This is a genomic window from Halostella sp. PRR32 (assembly GCF_034808085.1).
Lineage (GTDB): Archaea > Halobacteriota > Halobacteria > Halobacteriales > Natronoarchaeaceae > Halostella > Halostella pelagica.
On sequence record NZ_JAXHGL010000008.1, the window covers coordinates 87,077 to 113,932 of the forward strand.

28 protein-coding genes are annotated in these 26,856 nt (G+C 63.2%); 11 read left to right on the forward strand and 17 right to left on the reverse strand.

What is annotated here, in order from left to right:
* Positions 1–30: 30 nt before the first annotated feature.
* The 5 genes from SM753_RS19030 to SM753_RS19050 all read right to left on the reverse strand — a co-directional run bounded on the left by SM753_RS19030 (position 31) and on the right by SM753_RS19050 (position 6,231).
* On the reverse strand, positions 31–633 hold the full coding sequence (locus tag SM753_RS19030; RefSeq protein ID WP_135535537.1) for a chemotaxis protein CheC: 603 nt from the start codon (positions 631–633) through the stop codon (positions 31–33).
* A gap of 22 nt (positions 634–655) precedes the next feature.
* Positions 656–3,868 carry an Hpt domain-containing protein gene (locus SM753_RS19035; protein WP_323192713.1) on the reverse strand — a complete coding sequence of 1,071 codons (3,213 nt, stop codon included), beginning with the start codon at positions 3,866–3,868 and terminating at the stop codon, positions 656–658.
* Positions 3,861–5,159, reverse strand: coding sequence for a chemotaxis-specific protein-glutamate methyltransferase CheB (gene cheB, locus SM753_RS19040; RefSeq protein ID WP_323192714.1), 1,299 nt, complete (start codon positions 5,157–5,159; stop codon positions 3,861–3,863). The genes SM753_RS19035 and cheB overlap by 8 nt, the downstream gene beginning before the upstream one ends.
* Positions 5,156–5,518 carry a chemotaxis protein CheY gene (gene cheY, locus SM753_RS19045; protein ID WP_121816088.1) on the reverse strand — a complete coding sequence of 121 codons (363 nt, stop codon included), beginning with the start codon at positions 5,516–5,518 and terminating at the stop codon, positions 5,156–5,158. Before cheY ends, cheB begins: the two co-directional genes overlap by 4 nt.
* Before the next feature lie 143 nt (positions 5,519–5,661).
* Positions 5,662–6,231, reverse strand: coding sequence for a chemotaxis protein CheW (locus SM753_RS19050; protein WP_323192715.1), 570 nt, complete (start codon positions 6,229–6,231; stop codon positions 5,662–5,664).
* 117 nt (positions 6,232–6,348) lie between these two features.
* Here SM753_RS19050 and SM753_RS19055 point away from each other — a divergent pair, with 117 nt between their 5' ends.
* From SM753_RS19055 to queC, 5 genes are all read left to right on the forward strand, one after another.
* Complete coding sequence (locus SM753_RS19055; RefSeq protein ID WP_323192716.1) at positions 6,349–6,780, forward strand: chemotaxis protein CheW; 432 nt, start codon at positions 6,349–6,351, stop codon at positions 6,778–6,780.
* A gap of 66 nt (positions 6,781–6,846) precedes the next feature.
* A complete protein-coding gene (locus SM753_RS19060) occupies positions 6,847–7,206 on the forward strand; it encodes a helix-turn-helix domain-containing protein (RefSeq protein WP_135535532.1) in 360 nt (119 codons plus the stop codon).
* A 34-nt stretch (positions 7,207–7,240) separates the two neighbouring features.
* A complete protein-coding gene (locus SM753_RS19065) occupies positions 7,241–7,696 on the forward strand; it encodes a 6-pyruvoyl tetrahydropterin synthase family protein (protein WP_138797228.1) in 456 nt (151 codons plus the stop codon).
* Between the two features lies 1 nt (position 7,697).
* A complete protein-coding gene (locus SM753_RS19070; protein WP_323192717.1) occupies positions 7,698–8,462 on the forward strand; it encodes a 7-carboxy-7-deazaguanine synthase QueE in 765 nt (254 codons plus the stop codon).
* Positions 8,463–8,487: 25 nt separating this feature from the next.
* Positions 8,488–9,228, forward strand: a complete 741-nt coding sequence (gene queC, locus SM753_RS19075; protein ID WP_138797229.1) for a 7-cyano-7-deazaguanine synthase QueC — start codon at positions 8,488–8,490, stop codon at positions 9,226–9,228.
* A 15-nt stretch (positions 9,229–9,243) separates the two neighbouring features.
* Here queC and SM753_RS19080 read toward each other — a convergent pair whose 3' ends face one another.
* The 7 genes from SM753_RS19080 to SM753_RS19110 form a co-directional block, all read right to left on the reverse strand.
* Positions 9,244–10,143: a DMT family transporter gene (locus SM753_RS19080; RefSeq protein ID WP_323192718.1), complete on the reverse strand. Its 900-nt coding sequence runs from the start codon at positions 10,141–10,143 to the stop codon at positions 9,244–9,246.
* A 156-nt stretch (positions 10,144–10,299) separates the two neighbouring features.
* A complete protein-coding gene (locus SM753_RS19085; protein WP_323192719.1) occupies positions 10,300–10,845 on the reverse strand; it encodes an FAD-dependent oxidoreductase in 546 nt (181 codons plus the stop codon).
* 50 nt (positions 10,846–10,895) lie between these two features.
* Positions 10,896–11,735 (reverse strand): hypothetical protein, encoded by an 840-nt coding sequence (locus SM753_RS19090; RefSeq protein WP_323192720.1) that lies wholly within the window; start codon positions 11,733–11,735, stop codon positions 10,896–10,898.
* A gap of 3 nt (positions 11,736–11,738) precedes the next feature.
* Positions 11,739–12,221, reverse strand: coding sequence for an SRPBCC family protein (locus tag SM753_RS19095; RefSeq protein ID WP_138797233.1), 483 nt, complete (start codon positions 12,219–12,221; stop codon positions 11,739–11,741).
* Positions 12,222–12,367: 146 nt separating this feature from the next.
* Complete coding sequence (gene lrpA1 / locus SM753_RS19100) at positions 12,368–12,796, reverse strand: HTH-type transcriptional regulator LrpA1 (protein WP_135535524.1); 429 nt, start codon at positions 12,794–12,796, stop codon at positions 12,368–12,370.
* Positions 12,797–12,957: 161 nt separating this feature from the next.
* Positions 12,958–13,893 (reverse strand): thiamine pyrophosphate-dependent enzyme, encoded by a 936-nt coding sequence (locus SM753_RS19105; protein WP_135535523.1) that lies wholly within the window; start codon positions 13,891–13,893, stop codon positions 12,958–12,960.
* A 2-nt stretch (positions 13,894–13,895) separates the two neighbouring features.
* Positions 13,896–15,791 carry a 2-oxoacid:acceptor oxidoreductase subunit alpha gene (locus tag SM753_RS19110; RefSeq protein WP_135535522.1) on the reverse strand — a complete coding sequence of 632 codons (1,896 nt, stop codon included), beginning with the start codon at positions 15,789–15,791 and terminating at the stop codon, positions 13,896–13,898.
* A 198-nt stretch (positions 15,792–15,989) separates the two neighbouring features.
* On the opposite strand from SM753_RS19110, the gene SM753_RS19115 reads away from it, so the two are divergent.
* Positions 15,990–17,036, forward strand: coding sequence for a hypothetical protein (locus SM753_RS19115; RefSeq protein ID WP_323192721.1), 1,047 nt, complete (start codon positions 15,990–15,992; stop codon positions 17,034–17,036).
* Positions 17,037–17,040: 4 nt separating this feature from the next.
* On the opposite strand, the gene aroC is transcribed toward SM753_RS19115, so the two are convergent.
* From aroC to aroA, 3 genes are all read right to left on the reverse strand, one after another.
* Positions 17,041–18,189 (reverse strand): chorismate synthase, encoded by a 1,149-nt coding sequence (gene aroC / locus SM753_RS19120; protein ID WP_323192722.1) that lies wholly within the window; start codon positions 18,187–18,189, stop codon positions 17,041–17,043.
* An 86-nt stretch (positions 18,190–18,275) separates the two neighbouring features.
* Positions 18,276–19,523 (reverse strand): alkaline phosphatase family protein, encoded by a 1,248-nt coding sequence (locus SM753_RS19125; RefSeq protein WP_323192723.1) that lies wholly within the window; start codon positions 19,521–19,523, stop codon positions 18,276–18,278.
* Positions 19,524–19,589: 66 nt separating this feature from the next.
* Entirely contained in the window at positions 19,590–20,879 is a 1,290-nt protein-coding gene (gene aroA, locus SM753_RS19130) for a 3-phosphoshikimate 1-carboxyvinyltransferase (RefSeq protein WP_323192724.1), read from the reverse strand.
* Positions 20,880–21,024: 145 nt separating this feature from the next.
* On the opposite strand from aroA, the gene SM753_RS19135 reads away from it, so the two are divergent.
* The gene (locus SM753_RS19135) at positions 21,025–22,200 is read left to right on the forward strand and encodes a Xaa-Pro peptidase family protein (RefSeq protein ID WP_323192725.1); all 1,176 of its coding nucleotides are present in this window, start codon (positions 21,025–21,027) and stop codon (positions 22,198–22,200) included.
* A 25-nt stretch (positions 22,201–22,225) separates the two neighbouring features.
* Here the strand turns inward: SM753_RS19135 and SM753_RS19140 are convergent, their stop codons facing one another.
* The gene (locus tag SM753_RS19140; RefSeq protein ID WP_323192726.1) at positions 22,226–23,026 is read right to left on the reverse strand and encodes a hypothetical protein; all 801 of its coding nucleotides are present in this window, start codon (positions 23,024–23,026) and stop codon (positions 22,226–22,228) included.
* Positions 23,027–23,123: 97 nt separating this feature from the next.
* Between SM753_RS19140 and SM753_RS19145 the strand changes: the two genes are divergently transcribed.
* The 4 genes from SM753_RS19145 (at position 23,124) to SM753_RS19160 (ending at position 26,478) form a co-directional block, all read left to right on the forward strand.
* A complete protein-coding gene (locus tag SM753_RS19145) occupies positions 23,124–23,879 on the forward strand; it encodes a prephenate dehydrogenase/arogenate dehydrogenase family protein (protein ID WP_323192727.1) in 756 nt (251 codons plus the stop codon).
* Positions 23,876–25,282, forward strand: a complete 1,407-nt coding sequence (locus tag SM753_RS19150; RefSeq protein ID WP_323192728.1) for a methyltransferase — start codon at positions 23,876–23,878, stop codon at positions 25,280–25,282. Before SM753_RS19145 ends, SM753_RS19150 begins: the two co-directional genes overlap by 4 nt.
* Before the next feature lie 93 nt (positions 25,283–25,375).
* Positions 25,376–26,167: a 5'/3'-nucleotidase SurE gene (gene surE, locus SM753_RS19155; protein ID WP_323192729.1), complete on the forward strand. Its 792-nt coding sequence runs from the start codon at positions 25,376–25,378 to the stop codon at positions 26,165–26,167.
* Positions 26,168–26,247: 80 nt separating this feature from the next.
* Complete coding sequence (locus tag SM753_RS19160) at positions 26,248–26,478, forward strand: SelT/SelW/SelH family protein (RefSeq protein ID WP_135535511.1); 231 nt, start codon at positions 26,248–26,250, stop codon at positions 26,476–26,478.
* Between the two features lie 79 nt (positions 26,479–26,557).
* Here the strand turns inward: SM753_RS19160 and SM753_RS19165 are convergent, their stop codons facing one another.
* Complete coding sequence (locus SM753_RS19165) at positions 26,558–26,767, reverse strand: hypothetical protein (RefSeq protein WP_369335384.1); 210 nt, start codon at positions 26,765–26,767, stop codon at positions 26,558–26,560.
* Positions 26,768–26,856: the final 89 nt, after the last annotated feature.

Here is a 26,856-nt window from a genome sequence, read left to right on the forward strand (position 1 = left end):
ATTCCCTCGTAGCGTTATCTCTTCCGTCGCTCATGCGGTTGCCTCTAACGCATTCACCATCTCTACGAACTCCTCCAGGTCGGGGAACGCGTAGATCTCGGCCTCGATCTCGTAACTCGGGACGTTCATCTGCGAGTCGAAAAACAGCGCGAGGTCCTCTCCCCCGAGTCCCGCCGTCCGTTCGACGACTTCGCCCGCCGGCGCGTAGACGAGTTGCGGCGTGGCGATGTCTATCGTTCGGCCGAGTACGTCGGCCCACCCGTCGATGAACCCGCTCGCCATCATGTTACCGAGTTCTTCGACGGCGCTTCGGGCCATCTCCCCCGAAACCGAGGACAGGTCGTCGACCATGTCAGAGAGCATGAGCGCCGTGATCTTCTTGGCGCTCGCCTCGGGAAAGAGGATGAGAATGTGCCCGTGGGGCGGTTCCATGAGGCGGACGCGGACGCCGACGCGCTTCCCGTCGTCGAGTTGCGCTTTGATGTCCTCGATGTCGATGAAGTTCGTCTTCGTCACCTCCATCTGAGCGTCCTCGCCCGTGAGTTTGCTCATGTTGTCGGCGACGCCGTTCGTGCCGACTTTGGCCATTTCGTTGATGAAACTCAGCTTTCGGATGTCGACCTTCAGACTCATAGTTGCCTCCGTTGGTGTTCTATCATAGTGACTCCACGTCCAGGATGTTCACAACGTCTCCTTCTCCGAGCACTGTCGCACCGCTCAACCCCGGAATACCGCCCAGAACGCCCTCGTAGGGCTTCACCACGACTTCCTGCTGGCCGCGGACCTGATCGCATTTGATCGCGACGGGCCTGATCTCGTCGCGGATGCGAACTATCATCCCGTCGTTGTTCCGATGGCTGCTCGGCGTGTCGAGCGCCTCGCTCAGGCGGATCAACGGGTACTCTGTCTCGTCCCGGCGGACGATCTCTTCGCCGTCGACCGTCTCTATCTCGCCGACGGGACCGATCTCCTGGACGTTTTTGATCGGGATCCCGTACTCCTCCTCGCCGGACTGGACGAACAGAACGTCGGCGATGGCGACGGTGACCGGCAGACGAAGTCTGACTGTCGTCCCCTCGCCGGGGTCGCTCTCGACGTCGACGCTGCCGTCCAGGTCGGAGACTGTGGTAGCGACGACGTCCATGCCGACGCCGCGGCCGCTAACGTCCGTGACCGTCTCGGTCGTTGAGAACCCGGAGTGGAAGATGAGGTCGTACACCTCGTCGTCGTCCATCTCGGCGAGTTCCTGTTCGTCCGCAACGCCTTCCTCGGCGGCCGACCGGCGGATCCGGTCGACGTCGAGCCCACGCCCGTCGTCCTCTATCTCGATGACGACTTCGTCGCGTTCGCGCCGCGCCCGAAGCTCTATCGATCCCTCTGGGTCCTTCCCGGCGGTTTCCCGCTCTTCCGGGGGTTCGATGCCGTGGTCGACCGCGTTGCGAACCAGGTGGACGAGCGGGTCGCCGATGTCGTTGAGGATGCTCCGGTCTATCTCCACGTCGCCGCCGGTCGTTTCGAACTCGACCTGCTTGTCCTGCTCGCGGGAGATATCCCGGACGACGCGCGGCAGCCTGTTCGTCACGCTGGAAAGCGGAACGAGTCGGATGTCCATCACCGTATCCTGCAGTTCGCCGGTGATGTCTTCCAGTTCGTCGAGTTCGTCGTCGAGCACCGCGAGCGACTCGCCGCGTTCGATCGCCCGGCGGAGGCGGACGCGACTCGTGACCATCCCCTCGACGAGGTTCATCAGGTTGTCGATGTCCTCGACGTCGACCCGGACGGACTGCACGTCGTCGGTGCCGGACGACGACCCGCTCTGGTCGATCGCGGCGCGCGAACTGTCGTCCCGTTCGTCGCCACCGGCGCTCGACCCGCCTTTCGCGTTCTCGTCGCCGGCCGCGGTCGACGCCTCGGCGACGCCGGAGTCGGCCGCACCGCTCGCGTCGGCGTCGGTTTCGGGGGAATCGAACCCTTCGAACTGTTCGTCCGCGACCGATCCCGTGTCGACTACGGATCCGGAGTCGTCGATGTCCACGTCGCCGAATCCGCCGGTGTCGACGGCGTCACCCGCCGCGCTGTCGTCGTCGCTCGCCGAGCCGTCCTCGGGGACCGACGCGTCCGCGGCGTCATCAGTCGTGGTCGCGGCGGTCGTCGTTTCCGTCTCTTCGAGGGCGTCTGAGAGCGCGGATTCGCCGGAACTCGACCCGGCGTCCGCGTCCCCAGTCCCGTCGTCGCTCTCGGCCGCTCCGCCGAAGTCGATATCCCCGAGGGCGTCGTCGGGGTCTGTCTCGTCGGCGTGTTTGTCTCCGTCCCCGCTTTCTTCCCCGTCGCCGAGGCCGAGGTCGCCCAGCGAGGGTTCGTCGGAACTCGTCCCGGCGGCGTCCGCGCTCAGGCCGCTGTCGTCACCGCTCGCCTCCGCATCGTCGCTTGCGGTCACGCCGTCAGCGGCGGAGTCGTCAGTACCGCCGCTTGCGGTCACGTCGTCGGTCGCGTCCTCCTCACCGAACGCAACGTCGCCGAACGCGTCCCCCGCCTCGGAGGTCGCGTCGTCGTCTAACAGGTCGCCCTCCACGTCGACGTTGCCGGCGAGGCCATCCTCGATGCCGTCGGAGATGTCTTCGTCGCCGTCGAACGGTTCGAAGTCGTCGTCGTCCGCCTCCTCCCCGATCAGTTCGTCGAAGCCCACTTCGTCGTCTTCGTCCAGTTCGTCGAACTCCAGTTCGTCGAGTTCGTCCTGCAGTTCGTCGAAGCCGACCGGGTCGACTTCCTCCTGCAGTTCGGCGAACGTACTCGACGCGTCTTCGACCTCGTCGTCCGCTTCAGGGGACGACTCGGCCTCGTCGGCGTCGGCGGCTTCGACCGTCGTCTCGGTGTCGTCGACGAGCGAGTCGTCGGCGCTGTCGTCCGCGCCCGACGATATCTCTGGGTCGGCGTCGATATCGGCGAACGACCCGGCTTCGCCGAGGTCGTCTAACCCCTCCATGTCGTCTACCTCGTCGACCATGTCGTCCAGGTCGTCGAACTGGTCGACTTCGTCGTCCTCCAGCAGTTCGTCGACGGACATATCGTCCGCCGCCTCGTCGTCCGCGGGTTCGTCGTCCGCATCCGCGTCGACCGCGGCGGCCGCATCCGATTCGTCCGCCGCTGCGGCCGAGGCGGCGACCTCCGTCGCGCCCGTGATGATCGCGTCGTCGACGGCGTCGACGGGTTCGAGCGCCGCGCTAATCGCTGTCTCGCCGACGGGGCTCGCGAACGCGGCGTCGAAGACGCCGCCGTAGTCGCCGCCCTCGATGTCTGGCTCCGGCGGGTCGGTCCCGAGCAGGTCGAACGCGTCCCGGAGCGCTTCGACGACGCGCACGCCGTTGCTGTCCCCGCCGTCCTCGGCGATGTCGAGGCGCACGTGGTAAACGTCGTGGGCGCTGTCTGCGGGCGTGTTCACCGCCGACAACAGGTCCTCGACCGTGGACTCGGTGGGAGCCGTTATCCCGGCGGTAGCGCCGTCCGCCTCGGCGCGGAGTTCGTCGATGACGGCCGACGGGTCGGTCTGCGGTTCGCCGTGGCGGCGCACCTCGTCGACCATCTCTTCGAGGAGGTCGACCCCGTCGAACACCTGGTCCATCAGGGCCGGCGTGACCGGTTCGCCTCCGCTCCGGACTGTTTCGAGGAGGTCCTCCAACGCGTGCGCGAGGTTGCTCGCGTCGGTGAAACCCATTGCGCCGCTGTTGCCCTTGAGTGTGTGGGCGGTTCGGAATATCTCCTCCATCGCCGCCTCGTCGTCGGGATCGTTTTCGAGGCGCAACAACGCGTTGTTCAGTGCCGTAATGTTCTCTTCGCTTTCCTGAACGAAGTCTCGGACGTACTCATCCATCGGTATCACTCTCCGCGGTAGCGGCGTCGACAATGCCCTGCGAGATGTCGTCCGCCCCGAGGACACTGTCGACGCATCCTGTTTTGATGGCCTGCTGCGGGATGCCGAACACCGGACTCGACGCTTCGTCCTGAGCGATCGTCTTCCCACCCGCCTGCTGTATCGCCTCGATGCCGGCGGCACCGTCGCTGCCCATGCCGGTCAGGGCGACGCCGACGAGCGGGGTCGTGACGACGTTGGCCGCCGACTCCATCGTCACGTCGATAGCGGGACGGACACCGTGGCGGCGGTCGCTTCGCGTCAACCGAAGCCGCAGTTCGTCACCGTCCTCCTCGGCCACGCGCATGTGGTATTCGCCCTTAGCGATGACCGCCTCGCCGGGTCCGACGCGGGTCCCGTGGGTCGCCTCCCGGACGTCGTACGCGGAAAGCGGGTCCAGTCGAGCGGCGAGACGGTCGGTGAAACTCGCCGGCATGTGCTGGACGACGAGCACCCGCGCCTTCAGGTCCGCCGGGAGTTCGTAGAGTATCCGTTCGACGATTTTCGGGCCGCCCGTCGACGCCCCGACGACGATCGTGGGGTACTCTGGCGCGATACGATCGCCACTGGTAGTGACCCGGTCGGCGTTGGCCGGTTCTGTCGTCGAGATGGTGGGTCCGCCCGCCGAATCGGTTGTCGTCGGGCCGGTGGCCGCGGTTTCGGTCGTCGTATCCGACGGCGCTTTCCGCTCGGTCGACCCCGTCGTCGCCGTGCCGGTGGAAGCCGTCTCGGCGGCCGCCGCCTCAGCAGAGACCGCGTCCGCAGTCGCTGCTTCGGCGGTCGTTGCGTCGTCGTTCGTCGTCTCCCGACCGGACACCGCGGCCGTCCGAGTCGATAGCCGCTGGGCGATCACGGAGGAGATGTCGGCGCGCTCGACGGCGTCGAGCGCTTCGATCAGGCGCTCCTCCAGTTCGGCGATGTCCGTCTTCGTTCCGTCGCCGGCTTTCGCCATGAAGTCGACGGCACCTTTCGACAGCGCTTCGAACGTCGCGTCAGCGCCGTCATCAGTGTGTGCAGACAGCATCAGGATACGCGTCGGGTTCGACGACATAATGCAATCTACGGCCTCGATGCCGTCCATCCCCGGCATCTCGACGTCCATCGTGACGAGGTCGGGGTCGTGTTCCTCGACGGCGTCTACGGCAGTCTCGCCGTCCGCTGCTCGGTGGACCTCGTAGCCGTGTTTCGACAGGATGTTGCCGATCACAGTCCGCATGAACTGCGAGTCATCGACAACGAGGACGCTGGTCATGCCGGGACGACGTCTTTGAGAGCCTTTCTGACGCTCGGCTCCTCGAACGGCTTCGTTACGTACCCGTCTGCGCCCGCCTTCACGGCGAGTTTCATCTTCTCGCGCTGGCCGACGCTAGTACACATGATGACGCGTGAATCGGGATCGAGTTTCTTGATGGCGGCCGTCGCCTTGATCCCGTTACATTTCGGCATCACGATGTCCATCATGACGATGTCCGGATTCTGTTCTTTGTACAGTTTCACCGCTTCGGCACCGTTGGACGCCTCTCCGACGATGTGGTAATCGTCTTCTAGTATCTGTCTGAGTAGATTCCGCATAAAATGAGAGTCGTCCACGATGAGTACCCCAGTCGACATTCAGTTGATACACCAGAAATCGCTTATCCCAGTGGAACCATAAATGCTGTCGCCCCATTATCGGGACTGATAATGCCCGCAACGGCCGGGACGCCCGAAGTAACGCGGCGAGAACAGGGAGAACGTATCCGGCACTGCCGCGGTCAATTCGCGTTGTCGAGGAGGCGGTCGGGGTTGAGAATAGAGATCCGCTCGACTGTGGCCGGGTCGTCCTCGCTCCCGTCGTCGTCCGGTATCTCGACGACTGCCTTGACGAGGTCACCAGCAGGCATTCCGAACTCGGCGTCGTCCCGGCGGATCTGACTGACGGGGAACGACTCGACGCCCTCCACGGTGTCGATGCGGACGCTCGCGCTCTGTTTGTCAGCCGATCGGTCGAACACCACGATCCGCTGGTTCGCTTCGCTCTCGACCGGTTCCGAGACGGGCAGAAGCTTTCGCGGGTCGATGACGGCCGTGATGTCGCCGCGCATGTCCATGATACCGTCGACCGCTTCCCCGGAACGGGGGACGCGGGTCCGTTCTCCCACTTCGACGATGTTTCGAACGTCGCCGACATCGAGCCCGTATCGCTGTTCGCCGAGGCTGAAAACGAGAACGCGTTCGTGCTCTTCCTGCTCTTCGTCTCCCCCGTCGCCGTCCCGCTCCGTGTTCTCTTCCTCCAACCCGATGTCGTCGACGCCGAGTAGTTCTTCCGGGAGATCGGTAGACATTGAGTGTAACGTATTCGCGGACAGATACAAAAACGTTGACCTCGACCCGTCCGGACAGTTCCACGAACCGATCGACAGAAGAGAAAGTTCACGTACCGCCCAAACGACGGGAATCGTATGAGCGAGGACCGCCAAATGCTTCTCTTCGAACTCGGCGACGACCGCTACTGCGTGGAACTAAAGCGGGTGACGAACGTCGTCGAATGTGGTTCCTTACAGTCGGTCGATTCCGACCCGGAGTTCCTGGCCGGCCGAATGGACGTCCGTAGCGAGACGCTCCGCGTGATCGACCTGAAACATCTGTTCGGCGTCACCGCGGCCGTCAGACACACCGGGGAGATCGACGACGCCGAACACGTCGTTGTCTTTAACTCCCGGTCCGGCGGTGATGTCGACGCCTGGCTCGTCGACGAGGTACGGAACTCTGTCTCCGTCGACGACGACACCGTCCTGTCGGCGTCCGGTCCGATGGCGCACGTCGAGGGGACCGTCCAAACTGACCACGGGGAAACAGTGTGGGTCGACGCCGACGCGATCAACGGGATCTGACGGTCTTCGTAACCTATCTCGCGGCCGGAAGATTCAACTATGATAATTTAATACTTTCCCGAAAGGATGGCCGCTACGAAACTCGGAACCGACGAAACGGACTCGCACGTTCTTCTCTCCGCGCTAGGGAGCAAATACAGCGTCGAGATCCTCCACGCCACCCAATCACCGACCTCCGCTCAGAAACTAAGCGACGAGTTGGACGTCCCTATCGCGACATGTTACCGACGCATCGAGGAACTCGTCGACGCCGGCCTGCTCGAATGCGAGGGTCGGAAACTATCCGAGGAGGGCCGTCGAACGAACGTCTATCGCCGGACACTCGACGAACTCTCGATCGACCTCACGCCCGATGCTCCGACGATCACTCGCGAGGAACGGTCGGAGGCGAAAAACCACATTCAGGACCAGATCGACAGGGAGTAGGAAGTCCTAAGTATTCTCTGAATAAACTCGGGGTATGACTCAGCCGACCGACGAGCCCCCGGCCCGCGACCTCGACGCGGGCGAACGCGTCCTGTACGTCGGGCGTGATCGGCCGATCAGGATCAGTACTGGCCATCGGATTCTCCACCACGACGGCAAATGTAGCCGGCCCCACGGCCACAACTACGAGGTCACCGTTCGCGTCGTCGGGGAGGTGACCGCCGAGGGGTGGGTCGTCGACAAAGGAGATATTACTGAGGTAATATCAGAGTGGGACCATCGGTTTCTGGTCGAGGAGGGCGACCCGCTCGTCGAAGCGTTCGCATCGTCGGGTGACGACGACGGCGTGGTCGTTCTCGACCACCCGCCGACCGCCGAGGTGATGAGCCTCGTTCTCGAACGACGCCTCGTCGACCGCTTGCCCGACAACGTAAGCGAAGTTTCGGTGCGAGTCCGCGAAACGGCGGAACTCTGCGGCGGAGGCTTCTGACGTGCCCGTAAGCAGCGACCCCGGATCTGATTCCGACGCCGCGGGGGACCTCCCAGTCAACGAACTGTTCTACTCGCTTCAGGGCGAGGGGAAACTCGCCGGTGTCCCCACGGTGTTCATCCGGACCAGCGGCTGTAACCTCAGGTGCTGGTACTGCGACTCCTATCACACGTCCTGGGAGCCGACCCACGCCGCGATGGACGTAGACGGGGTCCTCGACGACGTGCGCTCGCACGGCGACGCGGACCACGTCGTTCTCACCGGCGGCGAACCGATGATGCACGAGGCGTCCGTCCACCTGCTCGAACGACTCGACGACGCCGGCTACCACGTCACCGTGGAGACGAACGGAACGATCTACCGCGACGCACCGATCGACCTGGCAAGCATCAGTCCGAAACTGCAAAACAGCACGCCCACGGCCGACCGGGACCCGAAGGGCGAGGGCGAGTGGGCCGAACGACACGAAGACCGGCGGATCGATACGGATGCGCTCGCGGACCTCGTGGAAACCTACGACTTCCAGTTGAAGTTCGTCGTCACCGAAGCGTCGGACATGCCGGAGGTGAACGACCTGGTCGCCCGGATACGGGAGGTCGCTGACGCTCCCGTCCGGGACGATGACGTACTCCTCATGCCGGAAGGCGCGACGCGGAAGCGCCTGAACGAGACTCGCGAGCGCGTCGCCGAACTCGCTATGGACCACGGCTACCGCTACACTCCGCGGCTTCACGTCGACCTCTGGAACGACGCGCCGGAGACGTAACGACCGTTTTCTCGCTTCCCCAAACATGACCGACAACTCACCGACCACGACCGACGAATCGACCGACAAACGCGCCGTCGTCCTCGCCTCCGGCGGCATGGATAGCGCCACCGCCGCGTACGTAGCGCTGGAGCGCGGATACGACCTCTACCTCCTGCACACCTCATACGGACAGCAGACGGAAGACAGGGAGCTAGAGTGCGCGCGTAAACTGGCGGAGACGACCGACGCCGCTGACTTTCTCCACGTCGAGACGGGCCACCTCTCGCAGATCGGCGCTTCGAGTCTCACCGACGAGGAGATGGCCGTCGCCGACGCGGACCTCGGAGACGACGAGGTTCCGTCGTCGTACGTCCCGTTCCGCAACGCCAACCTGCTGTCGATGGCCGTCTCCTACGCGGAGGCGAACGACTGCGACGCCGTTTTCATCGGCGCGCACAGCGAGGACTTCTCGGGCTACCCCGACTGTCGGCCCGAGTTCTTCGACGCCTTCCAGAGCGTGGTCGACGTGGGGACGAAATCCGAGACGAGTATCGACCTCGTCGCGCCGTTCGTCGAATGGTCAAAGACAGACATCGCCGAACGCGGCGTCTCGCTCGACGTTCCCTACGCGTACACCTGGAGTTGCTACCGCGACAACGAACCCGCCTGCGGCACCTGCGACGCCTGCGCGTACCGCTTGCAGGCGTTCCAGCGTGTCGGCGTCCGCGACCCTATCGAGTACGCCGAACGGCCGGACTACGCCGACGGGCCTCCGCGTTCGTAGACCCCTCTCCGACCACTACGACGTGGGCTTGCCATCCCTCGCGGTCGTCGTCACGTAGATACCGCCGAGGACAACGGCACCGGCGACGACCGTCGTGGCGGAGGGGACCTCCGCGAGCAACACCAGCGCGAGTAGCGTACTCCCGACGGGTTCGCCGAGCAGAGAGACGCTGACGACGCTCGATTCGACGTGTTCGAGCGTCCAGTTTATCACAGTGTGGCCGAACACGCCCGGGCCGATAGCCATGCCGAGAAAGAGCGCCCACTCCCGGGGCGGGTAGTCGAACAGGGGGTACCCGTTCGCGACGACGAAGCCGAGCAGAACGACGGCGCAGGCCGCATAGACGACGGTGACGTAGGGGAAGAGCCGAACGCGCTGACGGATCGACCGGCCCGCGAGGACGTAGCCCGCTGCCATCACGCCGCCGAGGACAGCAAGCGCGTTACCGAGGACCAATCGACCCGTCGTCGCGGGCGATCCGGCGTCGCCGAGCGTCATGACGGCCATGCCGACGACAGCTATCACGATGCCTGCGACGGTGCGGTGAGTCACACGTTCGTCGAGAAGGAGATACGCTCCGACGGCGACGAACAGTGGTTGCAGTTGGACGAGCGTCACAGACGCCGCGACGCTCGTGTGGTTCAGGCTCTCGAACCACGCCGCGAAGTGGACGGCGAGCGCGACGCCCGCAACCACAGCGGCGGCGGCGTCTCTGCCCGAAAACCGCCGAAAGTCACCGGGGTTCCGGACGGCGGCGACCGGTGCCACGAGAGCCGTCGTGAAGAGGACGCGGTAAAAGGCCTTGACTCCGCTCGGTGCGACGCTCCAGCGGACGAAGATGGCGCTCGTGCTGACGGCGAGCACGGCGACGATAATCGCACCCAGCGGCGAGACGCGACTGCTGATCCCTCCCATCACCCGAACGTTCCCTCCTCGCCGCTTGGTCGTTACGGTTTCGGATAACTGACACTGACTGACGGGCGTCGTCGAAGGCCCTCGCAGGAACGTTTCCAAGAGGTGGTTGAAACGCTCCCGTCCGACAGTGTGAAACCTCGGCCGCGAACCGTTACCTCACGACGGCGTGTCGAAATCGTGGAACGGTTCGCCCGCTTCCTTGCTGAGAATATCGACCGCCGCCACCGCACCGTCGCCGGCCGAGATGACGGCCTCCATCTTCTGGCCGCGTATCATACGCCCCGCCGCGTAGGCGTCGTCGATAGTCGTCTCGTTGTCGTTGTCGGTGACGACCGTGCCGTCGTCGTTCACGCCGCAACCGAGTCCTTCGGCCAGTTCCACTGACCCGCCCGCCGCGATGACGACGTAGTCCGCGTTGTACTCCCCGTCCTCCGTTCGAAGCGAGAACCCCGCTTCCGTCTCTTCGACAGCCGTCACCTCGGCCTGCTGTCGGTCCGCCTCGAAATCGTCGACCTGACCCCGAGCGACCTCCATGAACTCCGATCCCCCTATCTCCTCGATACCAAGATAGTTGTACAGGTGGGCCTTGTGCATCCACGTCTCGTCAGTGTCGAACACGACGGTGTCGAGGCCGTTTTTCGCCGTGAAAAGCGCAGCGCTCAATCCTGCCGGTCCTCCGCCGATAACTGCTACGTCGACCATATCGGATCCATCAACGCTCACGTCGATAACGCTTTCCCGGGTCGGGTTCGCTACGACAGATCGTTTTCCAGTTCCGCTAATTGCGATCCGACGCTGTCCCAGGCGGCGTCGGCGACGACGGTCGTGTGAGTTCTCACCGCGGTGGCTTGCGCGAAGTTGTCCGTACCGTTCGAGAAGGTGTCGGGAACGGTCCCCGACCCCGGCCAGGCCGTGTCCGAACAGGAGTCTCGGAAGGGACCGTCGCACTCCTCGCCGACGTACCGAACGTAGGCGGTCGACATCGGAGAGACGTTCGTGTAAACGCCCGCCTCTCCCCGGTCGCGAGAGACGTAGGTCACTTCGCCATCGGCGTGGTCGGCACCGAGTGCGTGGAGCACCTCGTGGATGATCAGGTTCGCGGCGACGCGGTTCCCGTCCCAGAACCGTGCGGCGCCGACGTTCGCCACGGTCGCCCCGTCAGCGTCGGCGGTCACCCGGTCGATCCGGTGGCCGTAGCCGTTATCAAACTGCCAGGAACCGCGCAACAGGAACGCGTGGATCCCCGGCCCGTCAGTATCGCCTTCGGGGATACCCTCCCACTCGGACTCCAGATGAGTCCGATCGGTCGACCAGTCCGACTCGGCCGTTATCGTCCACGATAGCGAGAACTCGTCGAATCGCTCGTTGAACTGCCGAGACAGGAGTGTCGCCGCCCTTGACGCGCACTCGATGTCCTCGCTCGTACAGTCCTCGTGGACGTGCAGGTGCAGTGTGAGCGTCTGTTCGGCCGCATCAGTCGTCGCTCCTGCTACCTGGGCGAACGGTCCTGCCGCCACGGCCGTCCCGAGGGCAGCGAGCATCGTCCGGCGGCGCGTTTCAGATCCGCCTCCGTGTTGCTTCCGTTCGGTCATTGCCTATCCTTCGAACTGCTCCTTCGTTTTCCGATGTCGGAACCGAAACATCGGTTCGAACCCGACGATAGCAACGGGACTTGCCGCATTCCCGAGGCTGCCGCCGGGCAGTCGATACTCCACGTTGTCGCTAACTATCGTTTCGCCCCCGTCCGCGAAAAACCGGTGAGTGTGTACCCAGCGGTCGAAGGGACCGTCCTCCATGGTATCCCGGAACACCGCTGTTCCGTCACCGTACTCGCGTTCGACGATAACCGAGGTCCACGACTGCCGGGGACCGACGCCGAACGGTTGCATCGACAGGGAGATCGCCGCGCCGACCTCCAGCACGTCGGGGTCGAACTCCCCGTCCGGACCAGTGACTGAGTCCACGCGAAGGTTCAGGAAATCCGGCGTGAGCGCCTGGAGGCCCGAGACGTTCGAGTGAAAGTCCCACACCTCCGAAAGCGGCGCGCCGACCCGGGTTTCGCGCTGATAAACGGCCATGCACCATATTGGGTCGACGCGAGTATAACACCCGGGGGTACGCGGAACTACCGTTCGTCAGATCGAGTAGCGCGTTTTACACGGCCGCAGGGACGTTCGCGCTCTCCGCGAGCACGTCGCGGCGTCTCGCCGAAAGGGAGCGTTCGTTACTTGAGGCGTTCTTGCAGAAACGACGGGTGAGCGGCGGTCACGCCGTCGATATCGAGGATAGATTCACTGATGATCTCGCCGAGTTCGTCCCCGTCAGCGGCGCGGACTTCGGCCATAAGCATGTGGTCGCCGCTGGAGGTAAACAGCGCCTCGACCGCCGGCAGTCCCTTCAGGTTCTGGGTCGCTTCGACGTACCGCTCGCTCTCGACGTCGATGCCGACCATCGCGATGCTCTGACTCGACAACTTCTTCGGGTCAATGTCGGCGGAGTAGCCGACGATAACGCCCTCGGATTCGAGTTTGTCGATGTACTTTCGGACCGTCGGTTTCGATACGTCGGCCCGGTTTGCTATCTCCGCGTAGGAGGCTTGCGCGTCTTCCTCCAGCACAGAGAGAATACGGTCTTCCGTGGACTGCGTACTCATAAGGATATATTTTGCTCCGACGGAAAAATATCTTTTGAACACGTAAACAGTCAGTGACCGAACCGGTTCGCGCACGTTGACGGTGGAAACGGACACTAGACGGGCCAGATGTGGAAAAATCGCGTCGGGGGTGAGTCAGCTTTCGGTCAGTGGCCGGCCGATCACTTGTGGCGGTCGATCAGGTCCGCGCTCCGCTCCCACTCGTAGTCGTCGTCGAAGTACCGCTCCGCCAGCGGTTCCTCGGGCATCTCGCCTATGGCCCGCTTCTCCTCCTGATAGGAGGGGCGCTCGTCGTCGACGTAGAAGCGGCCGGTGAGAACCTCCCCCTCGTAGAGGGCGTCCTCCGCCTCGTACATCATCTCGGAGGCTTCGCGACGGTCGTGGATGTCGAAGTCGTACTCGTCGTTCTCCTGAATGTCGATGTACGGGACGTACTGCTTCGCGTCCTTGTTCCAGGTCGGACACTGGGTCAGGAAGTCGATATGCGCGAAGCCGTCGTGTTCGATGGCCTCCATGATGATCTCCTTGGCCTGGTTCGGGTTGACTGCGGCCGTCCGGGCGATGTAGGACGCCCCGGACGTCAGGCTCTGGGACAGCGGCCGGATCGGCGTCTTGGCGCTGCCCGAAGGCTGGGTCTTCGACTTGTGACCCTTCGGACTGGTGGGCGACGTCTGGCCCTTCGTCAGCCCGAATATCTCGTTATTGAACACGATGTAGGTCATGTCGTGGTTCTCCCGGGCGGTGTGGACGAAGTGGTTCCCGCCGATACCGTAGCCGTCACCGTCACCGCCGGCGGCGATGACTTCGACGCCGGGGTTCGCGAGTTTGGCCGCGCGAGCGACCGGGAGCGAACGGCCGTGGATCGTGTGGAAGCCGTACGTTTCCAGGTAGCTGTTCAGTTTGCCGGAACAGCCGATCCCCGTCACCGTCAGTACTTCTTCCGGCGTTCGGCCGACTTCCGGAAGGGCTTGCTTCAACGCCTTGAGGACGCCGAAGTCGCCGCATCCCGGACACCAGGTCGGCTGCGGTTCGATACCGGGCGTGAATTCGTCTCGTTCGATGTCGCGTTCCTCACCGATTGCGTTGAATGCGCTCATGATTAGTCACCTGCCGCAGGTTCGATCCGGGTACCAGTCGCCAGGTTTTCGGTACTGTCGTCGATCTGGGCCTCGAAGCCCTTGACGACTTCGCCCGGTTCGAACGGGTTTCCGTTGTACTTGAGGAGGCTGGTCATCTTGTCGCCGTACAGTCCCAGTTCCTTCTGAGTCAGTCCGCGGAACTGGGCCGTCGCGTTCATCTCGACGACCAGCGCCTCCTCGACACTCTCTAAGAACTCCGTCATCTCCTGTTCGGGGAACGGCATCATGTCACTGACGCCGATAGATCTGACGGAGTGGCCCGCATCGTTCAGTCGGTCGACTGCTTCCTCGACAGCACCCTGCTGGCTCCCCCACGTGATGAGCCCGTATTCGGCGTCTTCCGGGCCGTAATACGTCTGCTGGGTTTCGTACTCCTCGTTTAGCTCCTCGCGGATGGAATCGAGCTTCTGCATCCGCCTGTCCATCTGGTAGACGCGGTTTTCCGGGTCTTCGCTGATGTGTCCGGACTGATTGTGCTCGTTCCCCGTCGCGAGGTAGCGCCCGCCCTTCTGTCCCGGCAGGGACCGCGGGCTGACGCCGTTTTCGGTCTCGTGAAGGAAGCGGTGGAACTTGCCCGACTCGTCGTGAGCAGCTTCCGCGATCTCCTCTTCGGTCAGTACGCTCCCCGGGTCCGCATTGGGCTCCCGGTCGAAGAAACTCGCCGGAAGATTCGTGTTCTCGCCGGAGAGCTTCTGGTCGAAGATGACGATAGACGGGATCTGGTAGTCGTACGCCATCTTGAACGCCATCCGCGTCTGGTCGTACGCCTCGCCGACGGTGCCCGGCGCGAAGACGACGCGGTTCGAGTCGCCCTGGCTGGAGTACAGGACGTGTTCGAGGTCACCCTGTTCCGGCTTGGTCGGCATCCCTGTCGACGGGCCAGCCCGCATCGCTTCGACGAGGACGACCGGCGTCTCGGTCATCTCGGCCAGGCCGAGCGGTTCGCTCATCAGCGCGAAGCCGCCACCCGACGATCCGGACATCGACTTGACGCCGGCGTGGCTTGCGCCGACCGCGAGCGCTGCCGCCGCGATCTCGTCCTCGACCTGCTCTGAGATGCCGCCGAACTTCGGCAGGTTCTGGGACATGATAGTGAACACGTCTGTCCACGGCGTCATGGGGTAACCGGCGATAAACCGGCATCCCTCGTCCAGCGCACCGTAGGCGATGGAGTTCGACCCCGACAGCAGCACCTGTTCCTCGTCGTGGTCGCCGGTAGGCACGCGCAGGTCGTGTTCGAAGTCGTATTCGTCTTTGACCGTTTCGTAGGACTCCTGAAGGATCGTGAGGTTCGCCTCCAGGATGTCGCCGCCCATCGCGTCCTCCATCAGGTCCTCGATGTGTTCGAGGTCCATATCGAGCAACGCGGCGGTGGCACCGACACCGGCCGTGTTCCGCATAACCTCGCGGCCGTGTTCCTTGGCCAGTCCGCGCAGGTCGAGGTCGAACACGTGCCAGTTGTTCTCCTCGGCGCGCTCCTCGAAGTTCGGGATGTCCTCGGCGTCAAGCAGTCCCGAATCGTAGACGATGATGCCACCCTCGCGGAGTTCGTCGAGGTTCTCCGACAGCGGCTTCGTCTCCTCGTTTCCGTAGTACGCGTTCTCCTTCGGATTTCGAGCGAACGAGTCGCCCAGAGCCAGCAGGAAGTTGTACCCGTCTCCGCGTGATTTCACCTCGTGCTCGGCGGCACGGATCTCCACGTACGTGTGGCCGCCGCGGATACGCGAGGGGTAGTGGCGATGCGTGAATACGTGTAGCCCCGCTCGCATCAGGGCCTTCGCAAAGTTCTGACTCGTCGAGTCGATTCCGTCACCGGAACCTCCTGCGACGCGCCAGATGAGTTCGTTGTCAGTCATAGTTGTAGGTCCCGGGCCCGCGTGGGCCACGACTAGTTACTTTCTTGGCCACACCCGGACTAAAGGCTTTGCTATACATTAACAAGGAACTATTGTGTAGGTTCCCACCACATCAGCAAGTCACGTGATGATAGTAGATTATGATATCTTTTGTACACTACCGTTGTTTTTATTAGGAGGAGTGGTTTCATTATCACTATGCATCTCACCCAGATAGTGATGGAAGCGACCGCAGGTCCGAAGGGAGAGCAAGTTTCTCGGACTTTCTTTTTAGATAGGATACTAGAAAGGAATACTACAGATTTCGAGCAAGTGAGACCAGATCCGCCATTCTTTCCCAGACTAGAGGGCTTGATAGAAGAATATCGTGATGAGATTAGAGAACAACTATCTGAATTTGGAGAAATAGTTGCCGAGGCGGGACAGGATATTGTTTTTTCTGCGGGGGCAAGATTCCCCTCAAAACTACAAGCGTCTGAACCTGATAACGCGGCATGGAAATACACTGGAAACAAAACTGATGAAGATGTGTTGATTTTCTTATCAGATAGTGACAACAAAAGTATTCCTCCTCATTTTCGTGATGAAGCTACTAGCAAAGTGAAATTGTATGTAGTAGCCTCGCATGTAGAAGACTCGAAAAACTTCCTTGGATTCTTTGGTGATGAAATTGAACAAATATCCAACACTGTCGGACAGTTTGTGAAGATGGAGGAATATAATAAAGGAGGAGAAATAGCCCGAAAATACTTCAATAAGAAAATCGAAGGTACGACACTAAGTGATTGGTATTCTGAAAGGCCTGTTAATGAATTTGAAGAAGAAGTTCTGGAGTCTGTTCAAAACAAGATAGGAGTCTGTCTATCTAACGTAAATATTGAAATGGAGATGGGTGAAAACCCAGAATATGATGTAGTTGCTCTACCTCTTGGTGACCAAAGTTATCGGTTTGCTATTGAAGTGAAAAACTACAAACAGGAAGACAATGAGGAAGTAGAAGAAGCTCCTGCTGTTGCAATGGACTCTGGAGAGTTGAGAAATGAATTGATCACTAAGCCAAAAGAAGAAGCCGATCGCGCGGACTTGAGTCTTATTACCATAGTAAAAGGACTAAAAGAAGATCAATATGAGAATCTCCGACGCCACGCAGACACATCTAACGTACTTTTGTTAAATGAAGAAAATTACGACGAGGAGTTGGAAGAACATCTACTAAAAGAACCACTCAGGAATCTATCTGAGTAGTTCTCTAATTGTCATTGCGACTGGGGTGGTACTCCGTATCGTACTCGCCGGGCCGGTCGTCGACGCGGTCGGGATTGATCCGGCCACCGAGAAGCATGAAATCGACGAGCGTCAGCGCGAGCATCGCCTCCACCACGGGGACGCCCCGCGGCGGGAGGACGGGGTCGTGGCGGCCGATGACTTTCTCCTCTTTCTCCTCGCCGGTCTCCCAGTCGACGGTCTGCTGTGACTTCGGGATAGACGTCGGCGCGTGCAGGGTCACCTCGCCGTAGATGGGTTCGCCACTGGTGATACCACCCTGTAGGCCGCCGTGGTCGTTCTCGGCCGGGACGGGGTCACCGTCGTCATTAAATTCCCAGTGGTCGTTGCGCTCGTACCCGGTGTACTCACGGGCGTCTTTGCCGAGGCCGAACTCGAAGGCAGTCGTCGCGGGCACGGACATCATCGCCTGACCGAGTCGTGACTCGACGGAGTCGAACCGCGGTGCACCGAGGCCGCGCGGGACGCCGCGGGCCTCGAAGTAGATGCTGCCACCGATGGAGTCTCCTTCTTCCTGATATTGCTCGATCAGTTCCTGCATCTCCACGGCTGTCTCGGGGTGGGCACAGCGGACATCGTTCTCCTCGGAGTGTGCTTTGATCTGTTCGAAGGATAGTTCGGGCGCTTCGACGTCGCCGATCTGATTGACGTGGGCTTTGAGTTCGACCCCTTCCTGTGCGAGGAGTTTCTTCGCAATGGCACCCGCCGCGACCCAGTTGACCGTCTCGCGGGCCGAGGAGCGACCGCCACCGCCCCAGTTTCGGGTGCCGAACTTGGCGGAGTAGGTGAAGTCGCCGTGGCTTGGCCGCGGCGCGGTGATAAACGGTTCGTACTTACCGGAGCGGGCGTCCTTGTTCTGGATGATCATCCCGATCGGGGTGCCCGTAGTGTAGCCGTCCTGTACGCCGCTTTTGATCGAGACGTCGTCGGGTTCACCGCGGCTCGTCGAGATCATCGACTGGCCGGGTTTGCGTCGGTCCAAGTCCGCCTGAATGTCCTCCTCGGAGAGTTCGATACCGGCGGGACAGCCGCTGACCGTCACGCCCATCGCCTCGCCGTGGCTCTCGCCGAAGGTGGTCACCTGAAAGAGGTGACCGAAGCTGTTGCCGTTCATTACGCATCCGTGGGGCCGCCTGGCATTTAGATGTTGTAGTACGCGCAAGAAGCGGCGTAGCAGGGCCCATCGAGAACACTGTCGAGTTACTCCCGTACGTCCGACAGCCGAGCGGCGGCGAACGGAACGAGCATCTCGTGGGGATGCAGGCCGCCGTGCATTCCGACCAGATCGAGTTCTTCGGGTTCAGCGTCGCCGAACCAGGTGCCGAGGTTCCGGTGGGTGAGCACGATATCGCCCAGTCGTCTGCGGAACGTCTCGGACGGGTCGACGTCGCCGAACAGGTCGCTGTCGAGGACTTCCTCTCGGCGGAAGACGCGACCGTCGAGTTCGTCGAGCAGGCGTTCGCGGAGCGGTTCGACGCGGTCCGGCCGGAACTGAAGATGGACGTTTCGCGGGCTTCCGGAGAACCGGATCGGCGTGCCATCGGCGCGCTGGCGGAGGCTCTCAGTCAGACCGTCGACCCCGGACAGTTCGACGTTTCGCTCGGGGTCGGTGTCGACGTGGCCGTGGTCCGCGGTGACCACGACCAGTGTGTCCTCTGCCGCCGCGTCGTCGACTCCGTCGAGCGCGTTCGCGACCGTTTCGTCGACGGCCGACAGCGCCTCTTGGTACTCGTCGGATTCGGTCCCGGATCCGTGGGACGCGTGGTCGACGTGCGGGAAGTAGGCGAACACGTACGACGGCGGTTCCGCGGCGTCGACGGCGTCCCGGAGCGTCGATTCCGTGTCAGCAGCGTCCCCGTACTCGTACGTGTGTGGTATCGTTCCGGCGTAGGCTTTGTCGAGTGGGTCGACGTGGTGCGATTCGACGCCGCGTTCGCCGAGTGCAGGATAGAGCGCTTCGGCATCGAACACGTCCTCGCGAGTCAGTCCCGCGGGCGCTTCGCCGTCTTTCGTCCGAAACGGTAACGCCTCGAACTCCGCGTCGACGGTCGGTTCGTACACGTTCCATCCGATGACTCCGTGTTGCGCCGGGAGAACGCCGGTGTGAAAGGTGGTGATGGCGGCGGCCGTCTCTGAGGGGTAGATCGACGTCAGCGGCGTCACGGTGCCGTGTTCGGTAACGCGACTGAGGAACTCGTGGTTCCCGTGGTCTCGTTTCCACTGTTCGAGGCCGAACCCGTCGATCAGGACGACGATAACGGTGTCGATGCCGTCAGTGTCGACGCCCTCGAAAACGTCATCGGGGAGCGTTCGTCCGGTGTCCGCGCCGAGCAGCGAGGTGACCGTGTGAGGAACGTTGGCGAAGCAGTAGTCCTCGTAGGCCGGAAAAACGTAGCCGTCGTCCCCGTGGTCGTCGCGCAGGCGGCGTTCGACGGACTCGCGGATCATGGCTGACATCTCCGGTGGACTGAGCAAAAAGTTACCGGGCGTGTGTGTGCTATTAGCGAACGTTTCTCACTCCTTCTCGCGGTGTACGTCAGCCCCGAGGTCGTACAGCACGTCGAAGAAGTCGGGGAAGGAAACGTCGACGTGTTCGCCGCCTTCGATGGTCGTCTCACCGTCAGCGACGAGGCCGGCGACGGCCAGCGACATGACGACGCGGTGGTCGGCCCGGCCGTCGACGCGGGCACCGGTGAGCGTGGAGTCGCCGCCGTGGATAGTGAGCGTGTCCGCCTCTTCGCTCACGTCCGCACCCATCTTCTCCAGTTCCTCGGCCATCGCGCTGACGCGGTCGGTCTCCTTGTAGCGGACGTGTTCGCAGTTGACGATCTCGGTGACGCCGTCCGCGGCGGCACCGACGGCGGCCACCGTCGGCAGTAGGTCGGGCGTGTCGCCCACGTCGACTGTCGTTCCGACGAGTGGGGACTCCTCGACGGTGATGACGCCGGCGTCGCGGTCCCAGTCGATCATCGCGCCCATGTCTTCGAGGATGTCGACGACGGCGCTGTCGCCCTGTGCACTGGGGTAGGCGCCTTCGACACGGAGTTCGTCGGCGGCGACCGCCCCGGCGGCGAGGAGATACGACATCGACGAGAAGTCCCCGGGAACGTGGTACTCGCCGGATTCCGCCGCGTAGGACTGTCCACCGTCGACGCTGAATCCGTCATCTGTCTTCCGGGCATCGACACCGAAGTCGTCGAGAACTTCGAGCGTGATATCGACGTACGGCGCGGACTTGAGTTCCGTCTCCAGTTCCACGTCGACCCCGCCGTCCGTGACCGCACCGGCCATCAGCAGTGCGGTGATGTACTGCGACGATACGTCGCCGGGGATCGAGACGTCGCCGCCCGAGACGGCCCCGCCGACGACGAGCGGCGCTTGCCCGTTCGACCGGGTGCTCTCGGCGCGACCGCCGAGTTGCTCGACGGCGTCGAGAAGCGCCCCTTGCGGGCGCGACCGGAGCGAGCCGTCGCCGGTGAGGACGCTGAGTCCGTCTCCGAGGGCGGCCGCGGCGGTGACGAGACGCATCGTCGTACCGCTGTTCGCGCAGTCGATGACGTCGTCGGGGACGAACGGTCGGCCGCCGAACCCGGTGACCGCCAGCCCTTCGTCGGTGTTTTCGACCGTGCCGCCGAACGCCTCGACGGCGCGCATCGTCGCGCGGGTGTCGGCGCTCCGAAGCGGGTCGGTGACCACTGCGCCGTCCGCGTACCCCGCGGCGAGGATAGCGCGGTGCGTGTAACTCTTCGACGGCGGAGCGCGCGCGTTACCCCTGACCGTCGACTTCGAGACGGTGACGTTCATGCCTGACTCCTGTCGTTGCACCGCAATCAGACTACCGGAACCCGTCGTGTTCCGTCCGGGCCGCAGATGCCCGACGTGGGCATTCCGTGGCCACTGTCGGCGTAGATCCGCACGTATTTTGGTGGCACCCGACGGAGCAAACCCCATGGAGCCAGACTTCTCCCAACTGGACGCCCACCTCTCGAACGTCGACGCCGACGGATACATGATACACGCCGACGACACCGACTCCGACCAGTTGTATCTCGCCGAGTTCGGCGCACCCGACCCGTTTACGTCGCTTTACACTCCCGACGGGATCCACCTGCTCGTCTCCGGGTTGGAGTACGGGCGAGCGAAATCGGAGAGCCGTGCGGACACGGTCAGTCGGCCCGCCGACTACGACGGACGGGCGAAAGTAGAAGAGTACGGCTCCCACGAGGGGAACTGCCGCACGTTCAAGGCGTTTCTCGACGACTACGACGTGGACACCATTGCCGTGCCGGGGGATTTCCCCGTCGCCCTCGCTGACACCCTGCGGGACCTGGGCGTCGAAGTCCTGCCGGAGACGGACGACGTGATAACGGAGATCCGTTCGGTCAAAACCGACGAGGAGATCGACCACGTTCGCGCGGCCCAACGCGCGAACGAGGCGGCGATGGACGCCGCGGAGTCGCTGATCGCGGCGGCAGATATCGAGGACGGAACCCTCGTCTACGAAGGCGAGCCGTTGACGAGCGAACGGGTCACGGAGGAGATAGAGGTGACGTTGCTCCGGAACGGATGCGCACTGGACGAAACGATCGTCGCTTGCGGGTCTTCGGCCGCCGACCCGCACGACCGCGGGAGCGGACCGCTCGCCGCGGGCGAAAGTATCGTCATCGACATCTTCCCCCGGGACAAGACGACGAACTACCACGCTGACATGACCCGGACGTTCGTCAAGGGAGAGGCGTCCGACGCCGTACGCGAGTACTACGACGTGACCCAGAAGGCGAAACGGGCCGCCTTCGACGCTATCGAACCCGGGGTGACCGGGGAATCGGTCCACGACGCCGTGTGTGACGTGTACGAGGAGGCCGGCTATCCGACGTTGCGTAGCGACGAGGCGGCGGAGACGGGGTTCATTCACGGTACCGGCCACGGCGTCGGACTGGACGTCCACGAACTCCCCCACGTCAGTCCACGGGGAGGGGAACTCGAACCGGGTCACGTCATCACGATCGAGCCCGGGCTATACGACCCCGAAGTCGGTGGCGTTCGGCTCGAAGACCTCGTGGTCGTCACCCAGGACGGCTACGAAAACCTCACGCAGTACGAAGAACAGTTAGAAATCGAGTGAGCGACAGGGCAGTCGTAAAAGCCTATCAGGCGTCGTCGACCCACGACGGCCGCTCGACCGTCACGTCACCGACCTGCGTCACCTCGAACTCGATGGCGGAGGAGAGTTCAGTCCCTCCGCTGGTGCCCTCGATGGACACCTGTGCCTCGTAGACGACGCCGGCCTCGCTAACGAGGATGTAGCCCTCGGCGTTCGAGACGTTCAGATCGCTTCCTGCAGTCCCGTTGAACTCGTTCAGCTCGTACCGGACGAGCGTGGTACCGTTGCGCTGGACTGCTTCAGTCGCAGAGTAGTTACCGGCCGCGATCAGGTTCTGAACCAGATTAGCGTTCGTCTGGGACTCGTGTGACGCCGCGAAGGGAGTTCGTGACTCCCGAACGGACACCTGTGGAGACCCACCGTTTCTCGTCACGTTCCTGTGCTGGTGAGTGTCGTTTTCGTACAGGACGCTCCGGATCTCGAAGGGGTCGTTCGAACCCTCCATCTCCTGAACGGAGGTGGTCGAGCCGACCATCCTCTTGCTCTCGTTGTTACTCCGGACAGTGTAGTCGTACTGCTGGGACTGATTGCCCTCGGCGGACTCCTGACTTAGCTCCAGCGCATAAGACGCGTTCGAGAGCGCCGACCGATGCGTGTCTGCCACCGCTGTCGCGTTGTCGAACCCGTCTTCCGCCGCCCCGTCAGGATACGTGACGTCGTCGAGGCCCACCGTCTTCTGGGTCGTTTCGTCGTCGCCGTCGTCGTCGTCGGAACCGAGAACCCCCGCACAGCCTGCCGTACTGACGAGGACAACAACTGCCAGTATTCCGAGTATGCGTTTATTCACACGTATCCGAACCAAGCACGGACGGATAAAACTGACGAGAGTACCGAGAATCCCCCGATCGAACTCCTTTAGGAACGTGCAGGAGAATCACTCACCAATGGAGATCCTGGTCGTTGGAGCCGGCGCGATGGGGCGCTGGTTCGCCGGAGCAGTCAACGCCGCGGTGGCCTTTACTGACGCCGACCCCGAGACGGCCGTCGAAGCAGCGGACGATCTCGGCGGCCGCGCAGTTCCGCTGGACGCCGACGAAACGTTCGACGCCGTCTGTATCGCGGTCCCTATCTCGGCGGCCGAGGCAGCTATCGCTGACCACGCCGAGCGGGCGGAACGGGCGATACTCGACGTGACGGGCGTCATGTCCGACCCCGTCGCGGCCATGGAAAAGAACGCCCCCGACGTTGAGCGCGCGAGCCTTCACCCCCTGTTCGCCCCGGGGAACGCGCCCGGGAACGTCGCAGTCGTCCTCGACGTCGACGGTCCCGTGATGGCCGCGATACTGGACGACATCGCGGCCGCCGGCAACGAACTGGTCGAAACGACGCCCGAGGAACACGACGATGCAATGGAGACCGTTCAGGCCGGGACGCACGCTGCTGTCCTCGCATTCGCGCTGGCGACGGACGACGTTCCGGACGGTCTCCGGACGCCTGTGTACGATGGCCTCGACCGCCTCGTCGACCAGGTGACGGGGGACGACCCGCGAGTGTACGCCGAGATACAGGAGCGGTTCGACGGCGCGGACGCGGTGGCCGACGCTGCGAGACGCCTCGCCGACGCGGACCTACCGGAAACCGAAGCACTGTACCGAGAGGCGAGCGAGCGACGGTCGTCCAACGGGGTGGACGACCAGTGACGGATCAGCGAGAGGCGATCCGGTCGAACGCGAAGTACCTCCGCAACGTCAGACCCGTCGACCCGGAGGAGATCTGCGAGTACGTCGAAAGCCAACCACATCCGGCGGTCGTCGCCCGCGTCCTTCGCGAGGAAGCGGTCGACCTCGGCCTGATAGAGCGCGAAGACGGGACGTTCGTTCCCGTCGACGAGGAGCCGCTCCAACCGACGTTCCGCGGCGTGACCGAGTTTCCGGATGCGTACGCCCGCGCGCTCGAAGACTTGCTGGTCGAACAGTTCGGTCCGGGCTGGCCCGACGGCGAGAGCGGCGACGAACTCAGGGAAACGATCCGGCGCCTGAAAGACGCCTACTACCGTCAAAACCCCGTCGAGTACGACGAGACGGCGGCGCTCGGCTACGCGGTGTATCATCTGCCGGACTACTACGCCGTTTTCCAGTACGTGCTCGCGGAACTGGCGGATGAGGGCCTGCTCCCGCGGTCGCTTCGCGTTCTCGACGTCGGTGCGGGCGTCGGCGGCCCGGCGCTCGGACTGTGCGATTTCCTCCCCGACGACGCGCTGGTGGAGTACCACGCCCTCGAACCCAGCGCCTCGGCCGACGTGTTAGAGCGCATGCTTGCGGAGACGGGACGGAACTTCCACGCGACGGTCCACCGCGAGCGGGCGGAGGCGTTCTCCCCCGAGAGCGAGTACGACCTCGTCCTCTTCGCAAACGTCCTCAACGAACTCGACGAACCCGAAGCGACCGCGCGGCGGTATCTCGACTCGCTCGCCGACGACGGGTCGTTCGTCGCCCTTGCGCCGGCCGACCGGAACACGAGCATCGGACTGCGCCAGGTAGAGCGCTCGCTCACCGACGTAGCGACGGTGTTCTCGCCGACGGGTCGGCTCTGGCCGTCCGAAGAGCCGTCCGACACCGGGTGGTCGTTCACGGTCAGGCCGGACCTCGACGTCCCGCCGTTCCAGCGCCGCCTCGACGACGCCGCCACCGACCCCGACCACTCCCCGGGCGAGTTCGTCAACGTCGACGTCCAGTACTCCTACGCGATCCTGCGGACCGACGGCGAGCGTCGGATCGACTTCACGGCCGACCCGAACCGCTGGGCGAAGATGGCCGAGATGGACGAGCACGTCCCCGACCGCATCGACCTGGTGGCACTCAAGTTGAGCCACGACCTGAGCGAGGGTGAGTCGAACCCGCTGTTCAAGGTGAGCGACGGTAGCGAACGCACCGACCATTACGCCGTCGTGACTCGCGAGACGTCGCTGAACGCCGACCTTCTCGGCGCGGACTACGGCGACCTACTCGCGTTCGAGGGCGTTCTCGCCCTCTGGAACGACGACGAGGAAGCGTACAATCTGGTCGTCGACGAGGAAACCGTCGTCGACCGCGTCCCCGCGTAACGTCGCGTCGGGGCCGCTCTCGCGGCACGCCGAAAGACGTGGCGCGCATCGGCAAGCGGTGGGCTTTTCGCTACAGCATCCCATGCGAATACCATGAACGAGCGGCCCGAAATCCTTCTGACGAACGACGACGGTATCGAGAGTCCGGGCTTTCGCGCGCTGTACGACGGCCTCTCCGAGATCGGTAACGTCACCGGGGTCGCCCCCGCTGACGACCAGAGCGCGGTCGGGCGCGCGATGTCTCAGGACGTCACAGTGAACGAACACGAACTCGGGTACGCCGTCGAGGGGACGCCGGCCGACTGCGTCGTCGCCGGTCTCCAGGCGCTCGGCCCCTATCCGGACCTCGTCGTTTCTGGTTGTAACACTGGCGCGAACCTCGGCGCGTACGTTCTGGGTCGCTCGGGCACCGTCAGCGCCGCCGTCGAAGCGGCGTTTTTCGGCGTGCCCGCCATCGCGGTGTCGCTGTACGTCCCCGTCGGCGATATCACCTACGCAGACTTCGACGCTACCCCCGACGATTACCAGGAGGCGGTTCGAGCGTCCAAGTATCTCGCAGACGGGGCGCTCGACAACGGCCTGTTCGACACCGCGGACTACCTGAACGTGAACGTCCCGATGCCAGAGGAATCGCCGGCACCGATGGAGATCACCTCGCCGTCACACGTGTACGACATGGACGCTACCCAGGACGGCGACATCGTCACGCTTCACGACCGTATCTGGGACAGGATGGCGGACGGAGAGATCCCGGATCCCGAGGGGACGGACCGTCGGGCCGTCGCCGAGGGCCGCGTCAGCGTGTCGCCGCTCACCGCGCCACATACCGTCGAACACCACGAGCGACTCGACTCGCTCGTCGCGGAGTATCCCGGGAACGCGTGAGGTGTCGAACCCGCTCCGTCGACGCGGTCGGACAGGAAGCCGACCCGTAACTTTAGACCTTCTAGTCCGTACGCACGCACATGTCACACGTAGAGATCGAGTACTGCGTCCCCTGTGGGTTCCTCGACCGCGCGGAAGACGTCCAGCACGCGTTGCTGTCGTCACTCGGAAACGATCTGGAGGCCGTAACGCTCCGGACCGGCGACCACGGCGTGTTTCGCGTCGACGTCGACGGCGATGTCGTGTTCGACAAAGCGGAAGACGAGTTCGATGTCGACGGTATCGTTCGGTCGGTCAGAGAGCGGATCTGAGTGCCCTGCCGACCGTGAACTGATCCGAGGCAGATCGTTACTTGCGTCGCTGTCGACCGCGTTTCCGGCCGAATGCGACTCAGTGTTTGTGCGTGAACAGCAACACGTCGTTCTCGTGGGTCGTCACGCAGATGTCGAGCAACATACTGAGTTCCAGGCTGTTCAGTTCGTCCTCGCAGATGACTAGGTCGTCGAACGGTTCGTCGCAGGCGGGACAGGTGATGCTGACCGTGTTCCGATACGTCGTGACGCCGTCCGCGGACTCGTGAGGCGTCAGTGACGACACCATCTCGTCGAATTCGGCACTGGTGAATCGCTGTAAGGCGACGGGATAGGTCGTCAAATCAAAGGAAGTGAAGCGGGAAATCGCCGATGCCT

Coding starts and splice junctions, on each gene's coding strand:
- SM753_RS19110 (WP_135535522.1), bottom strand. CDS start 15,791: ATGACTGACAACGAACTCATCTGGCGCGTCGCAGGAGGTTCCGGTGAC.
- cheY (WP_121816088.1), bottom strand. CDS start 5,518: ATGTCGACTGGGGTACTCATCGTGGACGACTCTCATTTTATGCGGAAT.
- SM753_RS19160 (WP_135535511.1), top strand. CDS start 26,248: ATGTCACACGTAGAGATCGAGTACTGCGTCCCCTGTGGGTTCCTCGAC.
- aroC (WP_323192722.1), bottom strand. CDS start 18,189: ATGAACGGCAACAGCTTCGGTCACCTCTTTCAGGTGACCACCTTCGGC.
- SM753_RS19080 (WP_323192718.1), bottom strand. CDS start 10,143: ATGGGAGGGATCAGCAGTCGCGTCTCGCCGCTGGGTGCGATTATCGTC.
- SM753_RS19135 (WP_323192725.1), top strand. CDS start 21,025: ATGGAGCCAGACTTCTCCCAACTGGACGCCCACCTCTCGAACGTCGAC.
- SM753_RS19095 (WP_138797233.1), bottom strand. CDS start 12,221: ATGGCCGTTTATCAGCGCGAAACCCGGGTCGGCGCGCCGCTTTCGGAG.
- SM753_RS19035 (WP_323192713.1), bottom strand. CDS start 3,868: ATGGATGAGTACGTCCGAGACTTCGTTCAGGAAAGCGAAGAGAACATT.
- SM753_RS19090 (WP_323192720.1), bottom strand. CDS start 11,735: ATGACCGAACGGAAGCAACACGGAGGCGGATCTGAAACGCGCCGCCGG.
- SM753_RS19165 (WP_369335384.1), bottom strand. CDS start 26,767: ATGGTGTCGTCACTGACGCCTCACGAGTCCGCGGACGGCGTCACGACG.
- lrpA1 (WP_135535524.1), bottom strand. CDS start 12,796: ATGAGTACGCAGTCCACGGAAGACCGTATTCTCTCTGTGCTGGAGGAA.
- SM753_RS19060 (WP_135535532.1), top strand. CDS start 6,847: ATGGCCGCTACGAAACTCGGAACCGACGAAACGGACTCGCACGTTCTT.
- SM753_RS19085 (WP_323192719.1), bottom strand. CDS start 10,845: ATGGTCGACGTAGCAGTTATCGGCGGAGGACCGGCAGGATTGAGCGCT.
- SM753_RS19055 (WP_323192716.1), top strand. CDS start 6,349: ATGAGCGAGGACCGCCAAATGCTTCTCTTCGAACTCGGCGACGACCGC.
- SM753_RS19105 (WP_135535523.1), bottom strand. CDS start 13,893: ATGAGCGCATTCAACGCAATCGGTGAGGAACGCGACATCGAACGAGAC.
- SM753_RS19030 (WP_135535537.1), bottom strand. CDS start 633: ATGAGTCTGAAGGTCGACATCCGAAAGCTGAGTTTCATCAACGAAATG.
- SM753_RS19115 (WP_323192721.1), top strand. CDS start 15,990: ATGCATCTCACCCAGATAGTGATGGAAGCGACCGCAGGTCCGAAGGGA.
- cheB (WP_323192714.1), bottom strand. CDS start 5,159: ATGACCAGCGTCCTCGTTGTCGATGACTCGCAGTTCATGCGGACTGTG.
- aroA (WP_323192724.1), bottom strand. CDS start 20,879: ATGAACGTCACCGTCTCGAAGTCGACGGTCAGGGGTAACGCGCGCGCT.
- SM753_RS19065 (WP_138797228.1), top strand. CDS start 7,241: ATGACTCAGCCGACCGACGAGCCCCCGGCCCGCGACCTCGACGCGGGC.
- SM753_RS19050 (WP_323192715.1), bottom strand. CDS start 6,231: ATGTCTACCGATCTCCCGGAAGAACTACTCGGCGTCGACGACATCGGG.
- SM753_RS19145 (WP_323192727.1), top strand. CDS start 23,124: ATGGAGATCCTGGTCGTTGGAGCCGGCGCGATGGGGCGCTGGTTCGCC.
- SM753_RS19125 (WP_323192723.1), bottom strand. CDS start 19,523: ATGATCCGCGAGTCCGTCGAACGCCGCCTGCGCGACGACCACGGGGAC.
- queC (WP_138797229.1), top strand. CDS start 8,488: ATGACCGACAACTCACCGACCACGACCGACGAATCGACCGACAAACGC.
- surE (WP_323192729.1), top strand. CDS start 25,376: ATGAACGAGCGGCCCGAAATCCTTCTGACGAACGACGACGGTATCGAG.